The 17,209-nt window shown below is 54.2% G+C and carries 17 protein-coding genes, 2 tRNA genes and 1 pseudogene; 15 read left to right on the top strand and 5 right to left on the bottom strand.

Annotation, left to right across the window (positions count from 1 at the left end; translation table 11 throughout):
* Position 1: 1 nt before the first annotated feature.
* The gene (gene ibaG, locus PFH44_RS00830) at positions 2–256 is read left to right on the top strand and encodes a BolA family iron metabolism protein IbaG (protein WP_041147411.1); all 255 of its coding nucleotides are present in this window, start codon (positions 2–4) and stop codon (positions 254–256) included.
* Between the two features lie 54 nt (positions 257–310).
* On the top strand, positions 311–1,570 hold the full coding sequence (murA, locus tag PFH44_RS00825; RefSeq protein WP_041147410.1) for a UDP-N-acetylglucosamine 1-carboxyvinyltransferase: 1,260 nt from the start codon (positions 311–313) through the stop codon (positions 1,568–1,570).
* A 58-nt stretch (positions 1,571–1,628) separates the two neighbouring features.
* Here murA and sfsB read toward each other — a convergent pair whose 3' ends face one another.
* Together sfsB and ispB are read right to left on the bottom strand one after the other, a co-directional pair.
* Positions 1,629–1,901 (bottom strand): DNA-binding transcriptional regulator SfsB, encoded by a 273-nt coding sequence (sfsB, locus tag PFH44_RS00820; protein WP_041147409.1) that lies wholly within the window; start codon positions 1,899–1,901, stop codon positions 1,629–1,631.
* 199 nt (positions 1,902–2,100) lie between these two features.
* On the bottom strand, positions 2,101–3,072 hold the full coding sequence (gene ispB / locus PFH44_RS00815; protein WP_283824081.1) for an octaprenyl diphosphate synthase: 972 nt from the start codon (positions 3,070–3,072) through the stop codon (positions 2,101–2,103).
* 260 nt (positions 3,073–3,332) lie between these two features.
* Between ispB and rplU the strand changes: the two genes are divergently transcribed.
* The 4 genes from rplU (at position 3,333) to cgtA (ending at position 6,176) form a co-directional block, all read left to right on the top strand.
* Entirely contained in the window at positions 3,333–3,644 is a 312-nt protein-coding gene (gene rplU / locus PFH44_RS00810; protein WP_041147407.1) for a 50S ribosomal protein L21, read from the top strand.
* 19 nt (positions 3,645–3,663) lie between these two features.
* Complete coding sequence (rpmA, locus tag PFH44_RS00805; RefSeq protein ID WP_041147406.1) at positions 3,664–3,921, top strand: 50S ribosomal protein L27; 258 nt, start codon at positions 3,664–3,666, stop codon at positions 3,919–3,921.
* A 95-nt stretch (positions 3,922–4,016) separates the two neighbouring features.
* Positions 4,017–4,982 carry a DMT family transporter gene (locus PFH44_RS00800; protein WP_045856593.1) on the top strand — a complete coding sequence of 322 codons (966 nt, stop codon included), beginning with the start codon at positions 4,017–4,019 and terminating at the stop codon, positions 4,980–4,982.
* Positions 4,983–4,997: 15 nt separating this feature from the next.
* A complete protein-coding gene (cgtA, locus tag PFH44_RS00795; protein WP_045856595.1) occupies positions 4,998–6,176 on the top strand; it encodes an Obg family GTPase CgtA in 1,179 nt (392 codons plus the stop codon).
* Between the two features lie 94 nt (positions 6,177–6,270).
* On the opposite strand, the gene dacB is transcribed toward cgtA, so the two are convergent.
* Positions 6,271–7,704 (bottom strand): serine-type D-Ala-D-Ala carboxypeptidase, encoded by a 1,434-nt coding sequence (dacB, locus tag PFH44_RS00790; protein WP_283824080.1) that lies wholly within the window; start codon positions 7,702–7,704, stop codon positions 6,271–6,273.
* A 235-nt stretch (positions 7,705–7,939) separates the two neighbouring features.
* Between dacB and greA the strand changes: the two genes are divergently transcribed.
* Positions 7,940–8,416 (top strand): transcription elongation factor GreA, encoded by a 477-nt coding sequence (gene greA / locus PFH44_RS00785; RefSeq protein WP_045856599.1) that lies wholly within the window; start codon positions 7,940–7,942, stop codon positions 8,414–8,416.
* 152 nt (positions 8,417–8,568) lie between these two features.
* On the opposite strand, the gene yhbY is transcribed toward greA, so the two are convergent.
* A complete protein-coding gene (gene yhbY, locus PFH44_RS00780) occupies positions 8,569–8,862 on the bottom strand; it encodes a ribosome assembly RNA-binding protein YhbY (RefSeq protein WP_041147757.1) in 294 nt (97 codons plus the stop codon).
* A gap of 124 nt (positions 8,863–8,986) precedes the next feature.
* Between yhbY and rlmE the strand changes: the two genes are divergently transcribed.
* The 7 genes and pseudogenes from rlmE to PFH44_RS00745 all read left to right on the top strand — a co-directional run bounded on the left by rlmE (position 8,987) and on the right by PFH44_RS00745 (position 15,130).
* Positions 8,987–9,616 carry a 23S rRNA (uridine(2552)-2'-O)-methyltransferase RlmE gene (gene rlmE / locus PFH44_RS00775; protein WP_041147401.1) on the top strand — a complete coding sequence of 210 codons (630 nt, stop codon included), beginning with the start codon at positions 8,987–8,989 and terminating at the stop codon, positions 9,614–9,616.
* Between the two features lie 99 nt (positions 9,617–9,715).
* A complete protein-coding gene (gene ftsH, locus PFH44_RS00770; protein WP_045856601.1) occupies positions 9,716–11,647 on the top strand; it encodes an ATP-dependent zinc metalloprotease FtsH in 1,932 nt (643 codons plus the stop codon).
* Between the two features lie 98 nt (positions 11,648–11,745).
* Entirely contained in the window at positions 11,746–12,594 is an 849-nt protein-coding gene (folP, locus tag PFH44_RS00765; protein WP_123708951.1) for a dihydropteroate synthase, read from the top strand.
* Positions 12,587–13,924, top strand: a complete 1,338-nt coding sequence (gene glmM / locus PFH44_RS00760; RefSeq protein ID WP_045856605.1) for a phosphoglucosamine mutase — start codon at positions 12,587–12,589, stop codon at positions 13,922–13,924. Before folP ends, glmM begins: the two co-directional genes overlap by 8 nt.
* Before the next feature lie 229 nt (positions 13,925–14,153).
* Positions 14,154–14,483: a preprotein translocase subunit SecG gene (gene secG, locus PFH44_RS00755; RefSeq protein WP_041147397.1), complete on the top strand. Its 330-nt coding sequence runs from the start codon at positions 14,154–14,156 to the stop codon at positions 14,481–14,483.
* A gap of 14 nt (positions 14,484–14,497) precedes the next feature.
* Positions 14,498–14,584: transfer RNA gene (locus PFH44_RS00750), tRNA-Leu, on the top strand.
* Positions 14,585–14,728: 144 nt separating this feature from the next.
* Positions 14,729–15,130 (top strand): annotated as a pseudogene (locus PFH44_RS00745) (hypothetical protein).
* A gap of 92 nt (positions 15,131–15,222) precedes the next feature.
* Here PFH44_RS00745 and argG read toward each other — a convergent pair.
* Positions 15,223–16,566, bottom strand: a complete 1,344-nt coding sequence (gene argG / locus PFH44_RS00740; protein ID WP_076946560.1) for an argininosuccinate synthase — start codon at positions 16,564–16,566, stop codon at positions 15,223–15,225.
* A gap of 451 nt (positions 16,567–17,017) precedes the next feature.
* On the opposite strand from argG, the gene PFH44_RS00735 reads away from it, so the two are divergent.
* Positions 17,018–17,094 (top strand) — tRNA-Met (locus PFH44_RS00735).
* Positions 17,095–17,209: the final 115 nt, after the last annotated feature.

The raw sequence follows: 17,209 nt of genomic DNA, 5'->3' as shown, positions 1-17,209 counted from the left end.
CATGGAAAATCATGAAATTCAGACCGTGCTGATGAACGCACTCTCCCTCCAGGAAGTCCACGTCTCTGGCGATGGCAGTCACTTTCAGGTTATTGCTGTGGGCGAGCTGTTCGACGGCATGAGCCGCGTGAAGAAGCAGCAGACTATCTACGCCCCGCTGATGGAATATATTGCCGACAACCGCATCCATGCTCTGTCGATCAAGGCGTATACCCCGCAGGAGTGGGCCCGCGATCGCAAGCTAAATGGCTTTTAAGCTGTAGGGATGCTCCCTGCAGCGTATATGAATTCTTAACAGAGAACAGAATCAATGGATAAATTCCGTGTTCAGGGTCCGACTCGTCTCCAGGGCGAAGTCACCATCTCCGGTGCGAAAAACGCAGCCCTGCCGATCCTCTTTGCCGCACTGCTGGCAGACGAGCCGATTGAGATCCAGAATGTACCGAAGCTGAAAGACATTGATACCACGATGAAGCTGCTGAGCCAGCTCGGCGCCAAAGTTGAGCGTAACGGTTCGGTATGGATTGATGCGGGCCCGGTTGACGTCTTCTGTGCTCCGTACGATTTAGTCAAAACCATGCGCGCCTCTATCTGGGCGCTGGGGCCGCTGGTGGCGCGTTTTGGCCAGGGCCAGGTTTCACTGCCGGGCGGCTGTGCGATCGGCGCCCGTCCGGTTGACCTGCATATTACCGGCCTGGAGCAGCTGGGCGCCGAGATCAAGCTGGAAGAGGGCTACGTCAAGGCATCGGTCAATGGACGCCTCAAAGGCGCGCATATCGTTATGGATAAGGTCAGCGTTGGCGCGACCGTCACCATCATGAGCGCCGCGACGCTGGCAGAAGGCACCACCGTTATCGAAAACGCCGCGCGTGAGCCGGAAATCGTCGATACGGCCAACTTCCTCGTTGCGCTGGGCGCGAAAATTAAAGGCCAGGGCTCTGACCGCATTACCATTGAAGGCGTAGAGCGTCTGGGCGGCGGCGTATATCGCGTTCTGCCGGACCGCATCGAAACCGGGACCTTCCTGGTCGCGGCGGCAATCTCCGGCGGTAAAATCGTCTGCCGCAATGCGCAGCCTGATACCCTCGACGCCGTGCTGGCGAAGCTGCGTGACGCGGGTGCCGATATTGAGACCGGTGAAGACTGGATTAGCCTTGATATGCACGGCAATCGTCCTAAAGCCGTCAACGTACGTACCGCGCCGCACCCGGGATTCCCGACCGACATGCAGGCGCAGTTTACGCTGCTAAACCTGGTGGCTGAAGGCACCGGCGTGATTACCGAGACCATTTTCGAAAACCGCTTTATGCACATTCCGGAACTGATCCGTATGGGCGCACACGCGGAAATCGAAAGCAATACGGCGATCTGCCACGGCGTGGCCCAGCTGTCCGGTGCTCAGGTAATGGCAACCGACCTGCGCGCATCGGCAAGCCTGGTACTGGCGGGCTGTATTGCGGAAGGCACCACGATTGTCGATCGTATCTATCACATCGACCGCGGATACGAGCGGATTGAAGATAAGCTGCAGGCGCTGGGCGCGAATATCGAACGCGTCAAAGGCGAGTAAAGCTGCTATCGCAGCCCTCTGACGTTGGTCCGGGGGCTGCATCCTGTATTACCTCGACTCACTTCTCACTTTTCTTCTGGCGTATCATCTGCGTTCTGTCGATAAACCGATGGGTAATCGGGTCATGGTAGCGTGACGGCCAAATAGCCCAGGGCGTGGTTTCCAGCGCGTTCGCAATAATCAGTTCGCCTTTGGGCCACGGCCGGGTTAGGGCATTGGCCAGGGTTGAGGAACTCAGACCGTTGCGTCGCGATTCCGCTGCCAGCGATGTGCCCTTTTTACGTAATCCGGCGATAATATCGGCCGGGTGCCAATCGATGAACTTATCCATAAATTCTCCTGGTGATAAGGTTCCAGATCGCCCCAAGCGGACGACAGGGTCACTATACCCCTGGTTTATTAAAGTTCTAACAAGTTCCAGTAAATAGAATGAATATTCAGAATTCATCAAGGTTCAGCGGCTGAGGGGGAGGGCTGGGGATTTTTTAGGAACTTTCCCGCGCGACGCGCGGGAAGGGTCGAAAGGGCGATTAGCGATCGCGCTGTACGGCGATGTGCGCCAGGCCGATGAGCGCTTCGCGCCACGGCGAGTCGGGTAAAACCTGAAGCGCAACAATCGCCTTGTCGGCTTCTTCTTCCGCGCGCTTTTGGGTCCATTCCAGCGAACCGCAGGCGCCCATGGCCTCCAGAACGGCTGTCAGCAGGTGACGTCCGTTACCCTGTTCGATTGCGCCGCGGATCATGGCGGACTGCTCCGGAGTGCCGTGGCGCATCGCATGCAGCAGCGGCAGAGTAGGTTTACCCTCGTTCAGGTCATCGCCCACGTTTTTACCCAGACGGTCGCCGTCGGAGCTGTAGTCCAGCAAATCATCGATCAGCTGGAAAGCGGTGCCCAAATAGCGGCCGTAGTCCTGTAATGCCCGCTCCTGTTCCTCGGTGCAGCCGGCCAGGATCCCGGAACATTGCGCGGCGGCCTCGAACAGTCGGGCCGTTTTGCTGTAAATCACCCGCATGTAGTTTTCTTCGGTGATGTCCGGGTCGTTAACGTTCATCAGCTGCAGGACTTCGCCTTCGGCAATCACGTTAACGGCTTTTGACATGACCTCCAGCACCTTCAGCGAGCCGAGGCTGGTCATCATCTGGAAAGAGCGGGTATAGATAAAATCACCAACCAGCACGCTGGCTGCATTGCCGAAGGCCGCATTGGCCGTGGCTTTGCCACGACGCATATCCGACTCGTCAACGACATCATCATGAAGCAGGGTCGCGGTATGGATAAATTCGATCAGCGCGGCAATGGTGACGTGCGCATTCCCCTGATAACCGACGGCGCGCGCCGCGAGGACCGCAATCATCGGACGAATACGTTTACCGCCTCCGCTGACGATGTAATAGCCTAACTGATTGATAAGCTGAACATCTGAGTCGAGTTGCTCAAGGATTGTCGCATTGACACCCGCCATATCTTGCGCGGTTAACTCATTGATTTTTTCTAAATTCATCGCAAAAGCCGGGCCACAAGTCCTGTTACCGCGAATCCAGGTGGGTTCACAGCAGGATTAAGATAGAATTAAAAGAAGATATGATTGTACTGAAAAAATGGCATAGATAAACGTTAGCGTGAAAGTTGTGTTTTTTTTCTGCGTTGAGCGACGATCGCTCTTGTCAAAGGCTCGCCTTTTGCGTAATATTCGCGCCCTATTGTGAATATTTATAGCGCACTCTAAATCACATTAAGAGGTGCGCGGAAGCGGAGTTTTATATGTACGCGGTTTTCCAAAGTGGTGGTAAACAACACCGAGTAAGCGAAGGTCAGACCATTCGCCTGGAAAAGCTGGACATCGCAACTGGCGAAGCTGTTGAGTTCGCTGAAGTGCTGATGGTCGCAAACGGTGAAGAAATCAAGATCGGCGTTCCTTTCGTTGAGGGCGGCGTAATCAAAGCTGAAGTTGTTGCTCATGGTCGTGGCGAGAAAGTTAAAATCGTTAAGTTTCGTCGTCGTAAACACTACCGTAAGCAGCAGGGCCATCGTCAGTGGTTCACTGATGTGAAAATTACTGGCATCAGCGCCTAAGACCTGAGGAGAGATTTAAATGGCACATAAAAAGGCTGGCGGCTCAACTCGTAACGGTCGCGACTCAGAAGCTAAACGCCTGGGCGTTAAGCGTTTCGGTGGCGAAACCGTTCTGGCGGGTAGCATCATCGTTCGTCAGCGTGGTACCAAATTCCACGCTGGTAGCAACGTAGGTTGCGGTCGTGACCACACTCTGTTTGCTAAAGCAGACGGTAAAGTGAAATTTGAAGTTAAAGGCCCGAACAACCGTAAATATATCAGCATCGTTGCTGAGTAAGGTTTTCGAGGTCCGGTAACGGATTAAAGCCCCGCAACGTGTTGCGGGGCTTTTTACATTAGAAGTCCGGAAAATTTTCCGCAGGTAAAACGGGCATGAAGCAGCAGGCCGGCATAGGTATTGTTTTGGCGCTCACCACCGCAATGTGCTGGGGTGCGCTGCCCATCGCAATGAAGCAGGTTCTGGAAGTGATGGAACCGCCAACGGTGGTGTTCTATCGCTTTTTAATGGCGAGTATTGGCCTCGGGGCGATCCTGGCGATTAAAGGCAGGCTGCCGCCGCTGCATCTTTTCCGCAAGCCTCGCTGGCTAATTTTACTGGCTATCGCGACGGGCGGTCTGTTCGGTAACTTCATTCTGTTCAGCTCGTCCTTGCAATATTTAAGCCCGACGGCCTCGCAGGTGATTGGCCAGCTGTCCCCGGTTGGCATGATGGTCGCCAGCGTCTTTATTCTCAAGGAGAAGATGCGCGGGACCCAGGTTATCGGTGCGATAATGCTGCTCTGCGGGCTGGTGATGTTCTTCAACACCAGCCTGATAGAGATTTTTACCCGCCTGACGGATTACACCTGGGGTGTGATTTTTGGCGTGGCTGCAGCGACGGTGTGGGTGAGCTACGGCGTCGCGCAAAAGGTGTTATTGCGTCGTCTGGCGTCACAGCAAATCCTGTTTTTGCTGTACACTTTATGTACGATTGCACTATTGCCGTTGGCAAAGCCGGGTGTGATATCCCAGCTAAGCGACTGGCAGCTGGCGTGCCTGATCTTTTGTGGTTTGAACACGTTGGTAGGTTATGGCGCACTCGCGGAAGCGATGGCGCGTTGGCAGGCAGCACAGGTGAGCGCATTAATTACGCTAACCCCGCTGTTTACGCTGTTATTTTCAGATTTATTATCAATTGCCTGGCCCGATTTCTTCGTCAAACCGATGTTAAACCTGTTGGGTTATCTCGGTGCGTTTGTCGTGGTTGCGGGCGCGATGTTTTCCGCCATTGGTCATCGTCTTTGGGGACGCTGGCGTAAAAATGAAGCGGTTGTAGTAGTCCCCCGCTCAGGCGAATGATTTACGGAGAGTAAAATGAAGTTTGTTGATGAAGCAACGATCCTGGTCGTAGCAGGTGATGGCGGCAATGGTTGCGTGAGCTTCCGCCGTGAAAAATATATCCCAAGAGGCGGCCCTGACGGCGGCGACGGCGGTGATGGCGGCGACGTTTGGCTGGAAGCGGACGAGAACCTGAACACCCTGATTGACTACCGTTTTGAGAAAGCTTTCCGCGCTGAACGCGGGCAGAACGGGCAAAGCCGTGACTGTACCGGTAAGCGTGGTAAAGACGTCTCGGTGAAGGTGCCCGTAGGGACCCGTGTTATCGATCAGGGGACCGGCGAGACCATGGGCGATATGACCAAGCACGGTCAGCGCCTGATGGTCGCCAAAGGCGGCTGGCACGGCCTGGGTAACACCCGCTTCAAATCGTCCGTCAACCGTACCCCGCGTCAGAAAACGATGGGTACGCCGGGCGACAAGCGCGATCTGCAGCTTGAGTTGATGCTGCTGGCAGACGTTGGGATGCTGGGGATGCCGAACGCCGGTAAATCCACCTTCATTCGCGCCGTTTCTGCAGCGAAGCCGAAAGTTGCCGATTATCCGTTCACCACGCTGGTTCCTAGCCTCGGCGTTGTACGTATGGATAACGAGAAGAGCTTCGTCGTGGCGGATATTCCAGGGCTGATTGAAGGCGCCGCTGAAGGCGCAGGCCTCGGTATTCGCTTCCTCAAGCACCTTGAGCGCTGCCGCGTGCTGCTGCACCTCATCGATATTGAGCCGATCGACGGCTCCGATCCGGTCGAGAATGCGCGCATTATCATCGGCGAGCTGGAAAAATACAGCGAGAACCTGGCGTCGAAACCACGCTGGTTGGTCTTCAACAAGATCGACCTGATGGATAAAGCGCAGGCTGAAGAGAAGGCGAAAGCCATTGCCGAAGCGCTGGGCTGGGATGATAAGTTCTACCTGATTTCTGCGGCGAGCCAGCAGGGCGTGAAGGACCTGTGCTGGGACGTGATGACCTTTATCATCGAAAACCCAATCGTGCATGCGCAGGAAGATAAGCCGGCTGAGAAAGTCGAGTTCATGTGGGATGACTACCACCGCGAGCAGCTTGAAAGCGCTGAGATCGAAGTGGAAGACGACGAAGACTGGGATGACGACTGGGACGAAGACGACGAAGAAGGCGTTGAGTTCATCTACAAGCGTTAATTCTGGTTTGCACCGGTCCCTGCGGCGTCATGCTAAGCGGGGAACATCGTCGGGTAGAACGAAAAGGGCCGCATCTGATGCGGCCCTTTTGTATTTAGTTGTTCTGGTACAAATCCTTATACAGCCGGCTTTCGAAGCGCACCAGCGGAATTCGACGGTTGCGCTGATCGGCTGGCGGTACCGCATAGCCTGACAGATACTGCACGAAAGCGATTTTCTGCCCGCTGGCGCCGGTGATAAAGCCCGCCAGATTATAGACTCCCTGCAGGGAGCCGGTCTTCGCGGAAACCTTACCATCAACGCCCGCCTGATGCAGACCCGCACGGTACTGCAGCGACCCGTCATGACCGGCGAGCGGCAGCATCGAGATGAAGTTGAGCTCATTATCGTGCTGGGCAATATATTGCAGCACCTGCATCATCGTGGCGGGAGCAATCAGGTTGTGGCGCGACAGGCCGGAACCGTCGGCAATAATCGTATTGCCCAGGTCGATGCCAGCCTGCTGACGCAGGATTTGGCGTACCGCATCGGAACCCGCACGCCAGGTGCCCGGCACGCCGAGGCGCGCGTGACCAATGGTGCGGAATACGGTATCGGCAATCATGTTGTCTGATTTTTTCAGCATGATGCGCAGGAGGTCGTGCAGCGGCGCGGACTGAGTGCTCGCCAGCACGGTCCCCGGATCGTTGGCCAGCGTCTGGCGTAGCAGGGTCCCACTGTAGGTGATGCCGGCCTGGGTCAATTCAGACTTCAGGATCACCCCGGCATAGCTGGCGCCGTCCTGAATGGCAAAGGCCAGCGGCAGCGGCTCGCTACGCTGCGGCAGACAGCCGGTCAGGGTGAAGCGGTTAAGATCGCCCGGGACCACGTCGAGCTCGCAGTACTGAGCCTCCGCGGAGCCGCGGGCCAGCGTGCGGACCTGGCTGAACATGGTGACCGGGTAATACGAAGCGACGCGAATAAACGCCAGGTCTCCGGGCTTCTGCGCGCTGTACAGCGAGATCGAGAAACAGTTGCGATCGACGATCGCCGCCGCCGGCGGGGCGCTAAAGCACTGGGTCATATCGTTCCACGGCCAGCCCGGCGCTTTGTCATGGCTGGCGAAGACCGAGGTATCGATCAGGACGTTCCCTTCGATCCGCTGGACGCCGGCCTTTTTGAGCGTGGCCACCATATTACGAATATCCTGCCGCCTGAGCGTAGGATCGCCGCCAAAACGGGCAATCAGGTCACCTTTCAGCACGCCACCGTCGAGGGTACCTTTGGTTTCCAGCGTGGTGGTGAAACGGAAGTCTGGCCCCAGCTGGAGCAGGGCAGCCAGCGCGGTGATCACCTTCTGAGTACTGGCCGGTAGCGCCATTTGCTGGCTGTGAAAGTCTATCTCCGGCGTAGGGGAGCCGACCTTTTGCGCCATAAAGGCGAGGTTAGCACCCGCAGGAAGCTGGTTGATGTACTCGTCAATGTTTGCCGCCTGAGCGCTAAACGCAATGCCGGCAGTCAATCCGATGATAAATCTGGAAAATCGCATAATCTCGCGCTAACAACCTGAAACCGAGCCGTCATACTACGGTGCAACACCCTGTAAAGTAAACGATGACCCATAGTGAACTTCAGGGTAAAATACGTATCAAATTGAAAATTGCTGCTGACCTGGGGAATGTTTCCCGGGTTGGTTTTCTTTTTGCTCCTGTCCTGCTTTTTGCCAGGCAGGTTGCGGAACGGGGATATCCGTTCCATGAAGGAATGATAAAGAGGTATAACAAATGCAAGCTATTCCGATGACCTTACGTGGCGCTGAAAAACTACGCGAAGAGCTGGATTTTCTGAAATCCGTTCGTCGCCCTGAAATCATTGCAGCCATCGCCGACGCCCGTGAACATGGCGATCTCAAAGAGAACGCTGAGTACCATGCGGCCCGCGAACAGCAGGGTTTCTGTGAAGGTCGTATCAAAGATATTGAGGCCAAGCTGTCCAATGCGCAGGTTATCGATATCACCAAAATGCCGAATAACGGCCGCGTGATTTTTGGTTCGACGGTTAACATCCTGAACCTCGATACCGACGAAGAACAGATTTATCGCATCGTGGGCGATGACGAAGCGGATTTTAAGCAGAATCTTATCTCCGTGAACTCGCCGATCGCTCGCGGGCTGATCGGTAAAGAGCAGGATGATGTGGTGACAATCCGCACGCCGGGTGGCGAGGTCGAATACGAAATTATCAAGGTTGAGTACCTTTAATTAGTATTTCCCGCTACGCTGTTGATAGATTGTAAAGAAAGGAAAAAGGCCGCATAGCGGCCTTTTATCAACGTCCAGAGCATGGCATTTTGCTCGTCTACCCGCAGAAATCCCTCGTTTTACACAAAGTTGTGTCGAGATTCAGGATATTCTTAGCGTGGCAGCGAGATTTTACGCTCTTTAGATGGGCGGTACAGTACCAGCGTTTTACCGATGACCTGTACGTTACAGGCGCCGGTTTCGCGTACGATAGCTTCCACGATCAGGGTTTTAGTCTCGCGGTCTTCCGAGGCGATTTTCACCTTGATGAGCTCATGGTGCGCTAGCGCTTGTTCGATCTCGGCCAGTACCCCTTCGGTCAAACCATTATTGCCAAGCATAACTACCGGCTTGAGCGGATGTGCCAGACCTTTCAGGTGCTGTTTTTGTTTAGTACTCAGATTCATCGTATTTTTTTGCTTACGTTGGGATTGAAAACGGTTCATTCTACCGCCATCTCCCATATATCGCCAAACTACAGTGTCGATTTTTACGTCGCAAAGTATGATGAACCCGAAATGGGAATGTTAAATGACAGGTAAAAAGCGTTCTGCCAGTTCCAGCCGCTGGCTTCAGGAACACTTTAGCGATAAATATGTTCTCCAGGCACAGAAAAAGGGGTTACGTTCCCGAGCCTGGTTTAAACTTGATGAAATACAGCAAAGTGACAAAATTTTTAAGCCGGGGATGACGGTTGTTGACCTCGGTGCTGCACCCGGAGGCTGGTCGCAATATGCGGTCACGCAGATCGGAAACAGCGGCCGCATCATCGCTTGCGATCTTTTACCGATGGATCCAATCGTTGGTGTGGACTTCCTTCAGGGCGACTTTCGTGATGAATTAGTCCTGAAAGCGTTACTTGAGCGCGTAGGTGACAGTAAAGTACAAGTTGTCATGTCCGATATGGCGCCAAACATGTGCGGAACACCGGCGGTGGACATCCCCCGGGCCATGTATTTGGTGGAACTGGCGCTTGGAATGGCTCGTGATGTATTAGCGCCAGGTGGTAGTTTTGTAGTTAAGGTGTTCCAGGGCGAAGGCTTCGATGAGTATCTAAGAGAAATTCGCTCCCTGTTTACGAAGGTCAAAGTTCGTAAGCCGGACTCTTCCCGTGCTCGTTCGCGTGAAGTGTACATTGTAGCGACCGGGCGAAAACCATAACCGGTAGATTTCAAACGAAAGTTTGAAAGAAACTGGATATAGAGTATCCTGACGCTGTTTTTAACACAGTTGTAATAAGAGGTTAATCCCTTGAGTGACATGGCGAAAAACCTAATACTCTGGCTGGTCATTGCCGTCGTGCTGATGTCAGTATTCCAGAGCTTTGGGCCCAGCGAGTCTAATGGCCGTAAGGTGGATTATTCAACCTTCCTGCAAGAGGTCAACCAGGACCAGGTTCGCGAAGCGCGTATCAACGGACGTGAGATCAACGTTACCAAGAAAGATAGTAACCGTTACACGACTTACATTCCGGTTAACGATCCGAAGCTGCTCGATAACCTGTTGACGAAAAACGTCAAAGTGGTTGGCGAACCGCCGGAAGAACCGAGCCTGCTGGCCTCCATCTTCATTTCCTGGTTCCCGATGCTGTTGCTGATCGGCGTCTGGATCTTCTTTATGCGGCAAATGCAGGGCGGCGGCGGAAAGGGCGCGATGTCCTTCGGCAAAAGCAAAGCCCGTATGCTGACGGAAGACCAGATCAAAACCACTTTTGCTGATGTCGCGGGTTGCGATGAAGCGAAAGATGAAGTGGCCGAACTGGTGGAATATCTGCGTGAGCCGAGCCGTTTCCAAAAGCTGGGCGGTAAAATCCCGAAAGGCGTTCTGATGGTCGGCCCTCCGGGTACCGGTAAAACGCTGCTGGCGAAAGCGATCGCCGGTGAAGCGAAAGTGCCGTTCTTCACAATTTCCGGTTCTGACTTCGTAGAAATGTTCGTGGGTGTCGGCGCATCTCGCGTGCGTGACATGTTCGAACAGGCTAAGAAAGCGGCTCCGTGCATTATCTTCATCGATGAAATCGACGCCGTCGGTCGCCAGCGTGGCGCTGGTCTGGGCGGTGGTCACGATGAGCGTGAGCAGACGCTGAACCAGATGCTGGTTGAGATGGATGGTTTCGAAGGTAACGAAGGTATTATCGTTATCGCCGCAACAAACCGTCCGGACGTTCTGGACCCCGCGCTGCTGCGTCCGGGCCGCTTCGACCGTCAGGTTGTCGTTGGTCTGCCGGATGTTCGCGGTCGTGAGCAGATCCTGAAAGTTCACATGCGTCGCGTTCCGCTGTCGCCTGATATCGACGCGGCAATCATCGCGCGCGGTACCCCGGGCTTCTCCGGTGCTGACCTGGCGAACCTGGTGAACGAAGCCGCTCTGTTTGCTGCCCGTGGCAACAAACGCGTGGTATCGATGGTTGAGTTCGAAAAGGCTAAAGACAAAATCATGATGGGTGCGGAACGTCGCTCCATGGTGATGACGGAAGCGCAGAAAGAGTCGACCGCTTACCACGAAGCAGGACATGCGATTATTGGCCGCCTGGTGCCGGAACACGATCCGGTGCATAAGGTGACGATTATTCCGCGCGGCCGCGCTCTGGGCGTCACGTTCTTCCTGCCGGAAGGCGATGCAATCAGCGCCAGCCGTCAGAAGCTGGAAAGCCAAATTTCGACCCTGTACGGCGGTCGTCTGGCGGAAGAGATTATCTACGGCGCAGAGCATGTTTCTACCGGCGCGTCGAACGACATTAAGGTCGCGACCAACCTGGCACGTAACATGGTGACTCAGTGGGGCTTCTCCGACAAACTCGGTCCGCTGCTGTATGCGGAAGAAGAGGGTGAAGTATTCCTCGGACGCAGCGTAGCGAAAGCCAAGCATATGTCCGATGAGACCGCACGTATCATTGACCAGGAAGTGAAATCACTGATTGAGCGTAACTACAACCGCGCCCGTCAGATCCTGAATGACAATCTGGATATTCTGCACTCGATGAAAGATGCGCTCATGAAGTATGAGACCATCGATGCACCGCAGATTGACGACCTGATGGCACGTCGTGACGTTCGCCCACCGGCTGGCTGGGAAGATCCAGGCACCAACAATTCTGGCAACAACGGCACCCCGAGTGCGCCGCGTCCGGTCGATGAACCGCGTACGCCAAACCCGGGTAACACGATGTCAGAGCAGCTAGGCGACAAATAAGTTAGCCGCTGTTGATGTGGTTGTGCATATCTAAACCCTGGGGCGTCCGCTCTGGGGTTTTTCTTTTTATTTATCTCTCCTGATTCAGGGATCTCGCGATGAAACTTGTAGCCCAGGGCTCAACCCTCGATCTCACCCACCCGCACGTGATGGGTATCCTTAACGTTACGCCGGACTCCTTCTCCGACGGCGGGGCACACAATTCGCTGGTTGAGGCGGTGAAGCATGCCAATCTGATGATTAATGCCGGGGCGACTATCATCGATATCGGCGGCGAATCGACGCGTCCTGGGGCGCTGGATGTTAGCGTTGAGGAAGAGCTGGCGCGCGTGATCCCGGTTGTGGAAGCCATTGCTCAGCGTTTTGAAGTGTGGATCTCGGTCGATACGTCAAAGCCTGAAGTGATCCGTGAAGCCGCTCGGGTAGGGGCGCATATCATCAACGATATCCGTTCGCTCACGGAGCCCGGCGCGCTGGAAGCGGCGGCAGAAACCGGTCTGCCGGTGTGCCTGATGCATATGCAAGGGCAGCCGAAAACCATGCAGGCTGCGCCGAAGTACGAAGACGTCTTCGCCGATGTGACCCGCTTTTTCACCGAGCATATTGTGCGCTGCGAACGGGCTGGGATCGCAAAAGATAAATTGTTGCTCGACCCAGGATTCGGTTTCGGTAAAAATCTTTCCCATAATTATGAGCTGCTTGCTCGACTCGGCGAGTTCCACCATTTTGGTCTCCCGCTGTTGGTAGGTATGTCGCGTAAGTCGATGGTCGGTCAGTTGCTGAACGTTGGGCCGGCAGAGCGCCTCAGCGGTAGCCTGGCTTGCGCAGTAATTGCGGCGATGCAGGGCGCGCAGATAGTTCGCGTCCATGACGTCAAAGAAACGGTAGAAGCGCTGCGCGTGGTGGAAGCCACTCTGGCTACAAAGGAAAATAAACGTTATGAGTAACCGTAAATATTTTGGCACCGATGGTATCCGTGGCCGCGTTGGCGAGGCGCCAATTACGCCGGAATTTGTGCTTAAGCTGGGCTGGGCTGCAGGAAAAGTTCTCGCGCGTCACGGTTCGCGTAAAATCATCATCGGTAAAGATACCCGCATTTCCGGCTATATGCTGGAGTCGGCCCTCGAAGCGGGCCTGGCGGCAGCCGGTCTCTCCGCCTCATTCACTGGCCCAATGCCTACGCCGGCGGTGGCTTATCTGACCCGCGCTTTCCGCGCTGAGGCCGGTATCGTCATTTCAGCGTCGCATAACCCTTTCTACGACAACGGGATCAAGTTCTTCTCTATTGAGGGTACCAAGCTGCCGGATAACGTCGAAGAGGCGATTGAAGCCGAGATGGAGAAAGAGCTGACCTGCGTCGACTCTGCGGAATTAGGTAAAGCCAGCCGGATTGTTGATGCGGCCGGGCGCTATATCGAGTTCTGCAAAGGCACTTTCCCGAATGAGCTGAGCCTGAACGAGCTGAAAGTGGTTGTTGACTGCGCTCACGGCGCGACCTACCACATCGCGCCTAGCGTCTTCCGCGAGCTCGGCGCACAGGTTATTGCAATGGGCTGTGAGCCCAACGGCCTTAATATCAACGAAGAGGTCGGGGCCACAGACGTGCGTGCCTTACAGGCTCGCGTGCTGGCGGAAAAGGCCGATCTGGGCATTGCCTACGACGGCGATGGTGACCGCGTCATTATGGTCGACCATGAAGGCAATAAGGTTGATGGTGACCAGATCCTCTACATTATTGCCCGCGAAGGCCTGCGTCAGGGCCAGCTGCGCGGCGGTGCCGTGGGCACGCTAATGAGCAATATGGGACTCGAGCTGGCGCTTAAACAGCTGGGTATCCCGTTTGCTCGCGCAAAAGTGGGCGACCGCTATGTGCTGGAGAAGATGCAGGAGAAAGGCTGGCGTATTGGCGCCGAAAACTCCGGTCACGTTATCCTGCTGGATAAGACGACCACCGGAGACGGCATTGTTGCAAGCCTGCAGGTCGTTGCCGCGATGGTACGTAACCATATGAGCCTGCACGATCTGTGCAGCGGCATGAAGATGTTCCCGCAGATTCTGGTCAACGTGCGCTTTACCGATAACAACAGCAACCCGCTCGAGCATGAGAGCGTAAAAGCGGTCGCCGCCGAGGTTGAGGCCGCATTGGGTAAACGTGGCCGGGTGCTGTTACGTAAATCCGGCACCGAGCCGCTGATTCGCGTGATGGTTGAAGGCGAGCACGAAGAGCAGGTGCACGAATTCGCTCACCGCATCGCTGATGCGGTTAAAAACGCATAGCTTGTGGCGCTAAGTGATTAAAAAGGCGGCGCTTGCCGCTTTTTTAATTGCCAATAAACGGTTTTTTGCTGTTTTTTTATGCAGTTGATACAATGCGTCGAAATTGCCCTTGCGAAGGTCATTCGCTTTGGTTAGTATTCACACCCGCTTCAGTGGGAAACGTTAATGCGTCCCGCTTTATTGGTCGAAGCAATTGGTATGCGGCGAATCCGCAAGGAACAGGTTGATTATGCAAGAAGCTCTTTTAGTTGTTTTCCTTATTGTGGCGATTGGCCTTGTTGGTCTGATCATGCTGCAGCAAGGTAAAGGCGCTGATATGGGAGCCTCGTTCGGAGCAGGCGCTTCCGGCACGTTGTTCGGTTCTAGCGGTTCTGGTAACTTCATGACCCGCATGACCGGTATCCTGGCTGCGTTGTTCTTCATCATTAGTTTGGTGCTGGGCAATATCAACAGCAACAAGACCAGTAAAGGAAGTGAGTGGGATAATCTGAGCGCGCCGAAATCCGAGCAGACTCAGCCAGCAGCGCCGGCGCAGCCGAGCAGCGATATCCCGCACTGATAAGTAGTATCTGTACCGAGGTGGTGGAATTGGTAGACACGCTACCTTGAGGTGGTAGTGCCCTAACGGGCTTGTGGGTTCGAGTCCCATCCTCGGTACCAATATTCCAAAAAAAGACGCTGAAAAGCGTCTTTTTTTTTGCCTTAACTCGGCGGCTGTTTATTTATAAATAACTCTCCGCTGGCCTTGATCCCATCCAGGTCGCTAAAGTCGCGCTCATCTATTTATCAGAGGTGAGTAACGCAATGAAGCATTTCAGGCTGTTTATCCTTGCCGGCGTGCTGTGCTTGTCCGGATGTAGTACTACGCCAGCGGCGGATCCGGTAGAGGCTATTAATGCGCTGGCGGTACCGGTAATGCATAGCGACGTTCAGCCCGCGGGACAAAACTCTCAGTCAATTACCCGCTGCTTTCAGGATAACCCGGCGCTGATTGGCAGCCTTAGCCGGTCATTAAAAGACAACTATCTGTAGGATGTGGAGAGAAAGGATATCTTCGATAAGGACAGCGATGCCTGTCACGTCTACAGCGCGCTCACCAGGCTCGAACAGATGTCGGCGATGAATGAAGTCTACCGTAAAGAAAATAATATTGCCGGGCTAGAAGAGATCAATAAGGTACTAATTATTAGATGCCGCGACCGGTAAAATTATGAGCCGCAGGTTTTAGGGGGCGCAATTCTGACGAAAGAAAAAAGCCGACGGATTATTCGTCGGCTGAAAGAGTAGATGAAAATAGATTATTTGTCTCTATTTTCCAAATTCTCAACCTGCGGCAGACCGGTGGTTGAAGACGCGGTGAGCAGGCCGGATTGTGCGTAACCGAACAGCTTATCGCGGGTATCGGTGATATCCAGATTACGCATCGTCAGCTGACCAATACGGTCTTCTGCGGAGAACATTGAATCTCCTTTCTCCATTGTCAGACGCTCTGCTTTATAGGTCAGATTGTCGGAGACGGTGTTCAGAATGGAGTAATCATTGCCGCGACGCAGTTCCAGCGTCACCTCACCGGTAATCGCGCTCGCCACCCAACGCTGCAGCGCATCACGCAGCATCAGCGCCTGAGAGTCAAACCAGCGTCCCTGATACAGCAGGCGACCCAGCTGGCGCCCGTGGGCGTGGTACTGCTCAATGGTATCTTCGTTATGGATGCCGGTCAGCAGACGCTCATAGGCAATGTGCAGCAGCGCCATGCCCGGTGCTTCATAGATGCCGCGGCTTTTTGCTTCGATAATACGGTTTTCAATCTGGTCGCTCATGCCAAGCCCGTGGCGACCGCCGATGCGGTTTGCTTCCAGCATCAGCTCCACGTCATCGCTGAAGGTTTGGCCGTTGAGCGCGACCGGATGGCCCTGCTCAAAGCGAATGGTCACTTCTTCTGCCGGGATCTTCACGCTCTCATCCCAGAACTTAACCCCCATGATCGGGGTGACGATTTTGACGCTGGAGTTCAGGAATTCCAGGTCCTTCGCTTCGTGGGTTGCGCCCAGCATGTTGGAGTCCGTGGAGTAGGCTTTCTCAACGGACATTTTGTAGTCAAAACCGCAGGCAATCATGAACTCGGACATTTCCTGACGTCCGCCAAGCTCATCGATAAAGTCGCTATCCAGCCACGGTTTGTAAATTTTCAGCTCAGCGTTGGTCAGCAGGCCGTAACGATAGAAGCGCTCAATATCGTTGCCTTTATAAGTACTGCCGTCACCCCAGATGTTAACGCCATCTTCTTTCATCGCGGCAACCAGCATGGTGCCGGTAACGGCACGACCGAGCGGGGTGGTGTTAAAATAGGTCAGGCCGCCGGTGGTGTTATGGAATGCGCCGCACTGGATAGCGGCAATGCCTTCAGCAACCAGCTGTTTACGGCAGTCGATCAGACGAGCGCCCTCGGCACCGTACTCTTTGGCGCGGCGAGGAATAGCATCGTAATCCTCTTCGTCCGGCTGGCCCAGGTTAGCGGTATAGGCGTAAGGTACCGCGCCTTTTTTACGCATCCACAGCAGGGCGGCGCTGGTATCCAGTCCACCAGAGAAAGCGATACCAATACGTTGACCAATCGGGAGATGCTTAAGAATCGTCGTCATAAAATAAAACCCTGCTAGATAGACTGTTGTGAGTTCGGTTTACCAGGTCCAGAACCTGTCCCATTTGACTATTCCGTTTGCCATTGAGGTTCAGGGTCATGCTTAAAAACCTTTATGTATAACCATACACGCCGGTCTTCTCGCGCTGTCCATGCCAAGGTGGCGTAAAAATCACGTCAAATGGGATATGTCCCTATTGCATGTTTATGCACTAATAGTGAGTTTTCATTTAATCATCTTTTATTGATGACAGGAAGTGATTCATTGTTTTTTTGCTAAAAAAGGGCGAAATGCCAGCATAAACGGTAACCGGACAATGTGAAAAACATGTTGACAAAATATAGGGTTTATCAATACACTTTACCACGATTTTATGTCCCGTCCTCGGTACCAAATCCCAGCAGTATTTGCGTCTTTTACTCAATAAGAGTAAAATATGCCACGTTTCAGGCGCGGGGTGGAGCAGCCTGGTAGCTCGTCGGGCTCATAACCCGAAGGTCGTCGGTTCAAATCCGGCCCCCGCAACCACTTTCCCTTTGAGTACTTTTTCAAATATACTGTGAGGACCTGGTCCTTTCGTAGCCGAATTTGAAAGAATTCTCCTGGAAGTGTTCCAGATCGCAGTTGCGATCGCAGGGTTCAG

This window comes from Klebsiella sp. Ech2A (genome assembly GCF_030078455.1).
In the GTDB taxonomy this organism is placed as follows: domain Bacteria; phylum Pseudomonadota; class Gammaproteobacteria; order Enterobacterales; family Enterobacteriaceae; genus Klebsiella; species Klebsiella terrigena.
The sequence above is the reverse complement of the archived record's forward strand: the minus strand, read 5'-3'. Positions and strand labels throughout refer to the sequence as shown.

Excerpts from the sequence above, each read along its gene's own strand:
- ispB (WP_283824081.1), bottom strand. The coding sequence starts at position 3,072 with ATGAATTTAGAAAAAATCAATGAGTTAACCGCGCAAGATATGGCGGGT.
- argG (WP_076946560.1), bottom strand. The coding sequence starts at position 16,566 with ATGACGACGATTCTTAAGCATCTCCCGATTGGTCAACGTATTGGTATC.
- dacB (WP_283824080.1), bottom strand. The coding sequence starts at position 7,704 with ATGCGATTTTCCAGATTTATCATCGGATTGACTGCCGGCATTGCGTTT.
- PFH44_RS00800 (WP_045856593.1), top strand. The coding sequence starts at position 4,017 with ATGAAGCAGCAGGCCGGCATAGGTATTGTTTTGGCGCTCACCACCGCA.
- ibaG (WP_041147411.1), top strand. The coding sequence starts at position 2 with ATGGAAAATCATGAAATTCAGACCGTGCTGATGAACGCACTCTCCCTC.
- rplU (WP_041147407.1), top strand. The coding sequence starts at position 3,333 with ATGTACGCGGTTTTCCAAAGTGGTGGTAAACAACACCGAGTAAGCGAA.
- rlmE (WP_041147401.1), top strand. The coding sequence starts at position 8,987 with ATGACAGGTAAAAAGCGTTCTGCCAGTTCCAGCCGCTGGCTTCAGGAA.
- folP (WP_123708951.1), top strand. The coding sequence starts at position 11,746 with ATGAAACTTGTAGCCCAGGGCTCAACCCTCGATCTCACCCACCCGCAC.
- cgtA (WP_045856595.1), top strand. The coding sequence starts at position 4,998 with ATGAAGTTTGTTGATGAAGCAACGATCCTGGTCGTAGCAGGTGATGGC.
- yhbY (WP_041147757.1), bottom strand. The coding sequence starts at position 8,862 with ATGAATCTGAGTACTAAACAAAAACAGCACCTGAAAGGTCTGGCACAT.
- murA (WP_041147410.1), top strand. The coding sequence starts at position 311 with ATGGATAAATTCCGTGTTCAGGGTCCGACTCGTCTCCAGGGCGAAGTC.
- ftsH (WP_045856601.1), top strand. The coding sequence starts at position 9,716 with ATGGCGAAAAACCTAATACTCTGGCTGGTCATTGCCGTCGTGCTGATG.
- sfsB (WP_041147409.1), bottom strand. The coding sequence starts at position 1,901 with ATGGATAAGTTCATCGATTGGCACCCGGCCGATATTATCGCCGGATTA.
- rpmA (WP_041147406.1), top strand. The coding sequence starts at position 3,664 with ATGGCACATAAAAAGGCTGGCGGCTCAACTCGTAACGGTCGCGACTCA.
- glmM (WP_045856605.1), top strand. The coding sequence starts at position 12,587 with ATGAGTAACCGTAAATATTTTGGCACCGATGGTATCCGTGGCCGCGTT.
- greA (WP_045856599.1), top strand. The coding sequence starts at position 7,940 with ATGCAAGCTATTCCGATGACCTTACGTGGCGCTGAAAAACTACGCGAA.
- secG (WP_041147397.1), top strand. The coding sequence starts at position 14,154 with ATGCAAGAAGCTCTTTTAGTTGTTTTCCTTATTGTGGCGATTGGCCTT.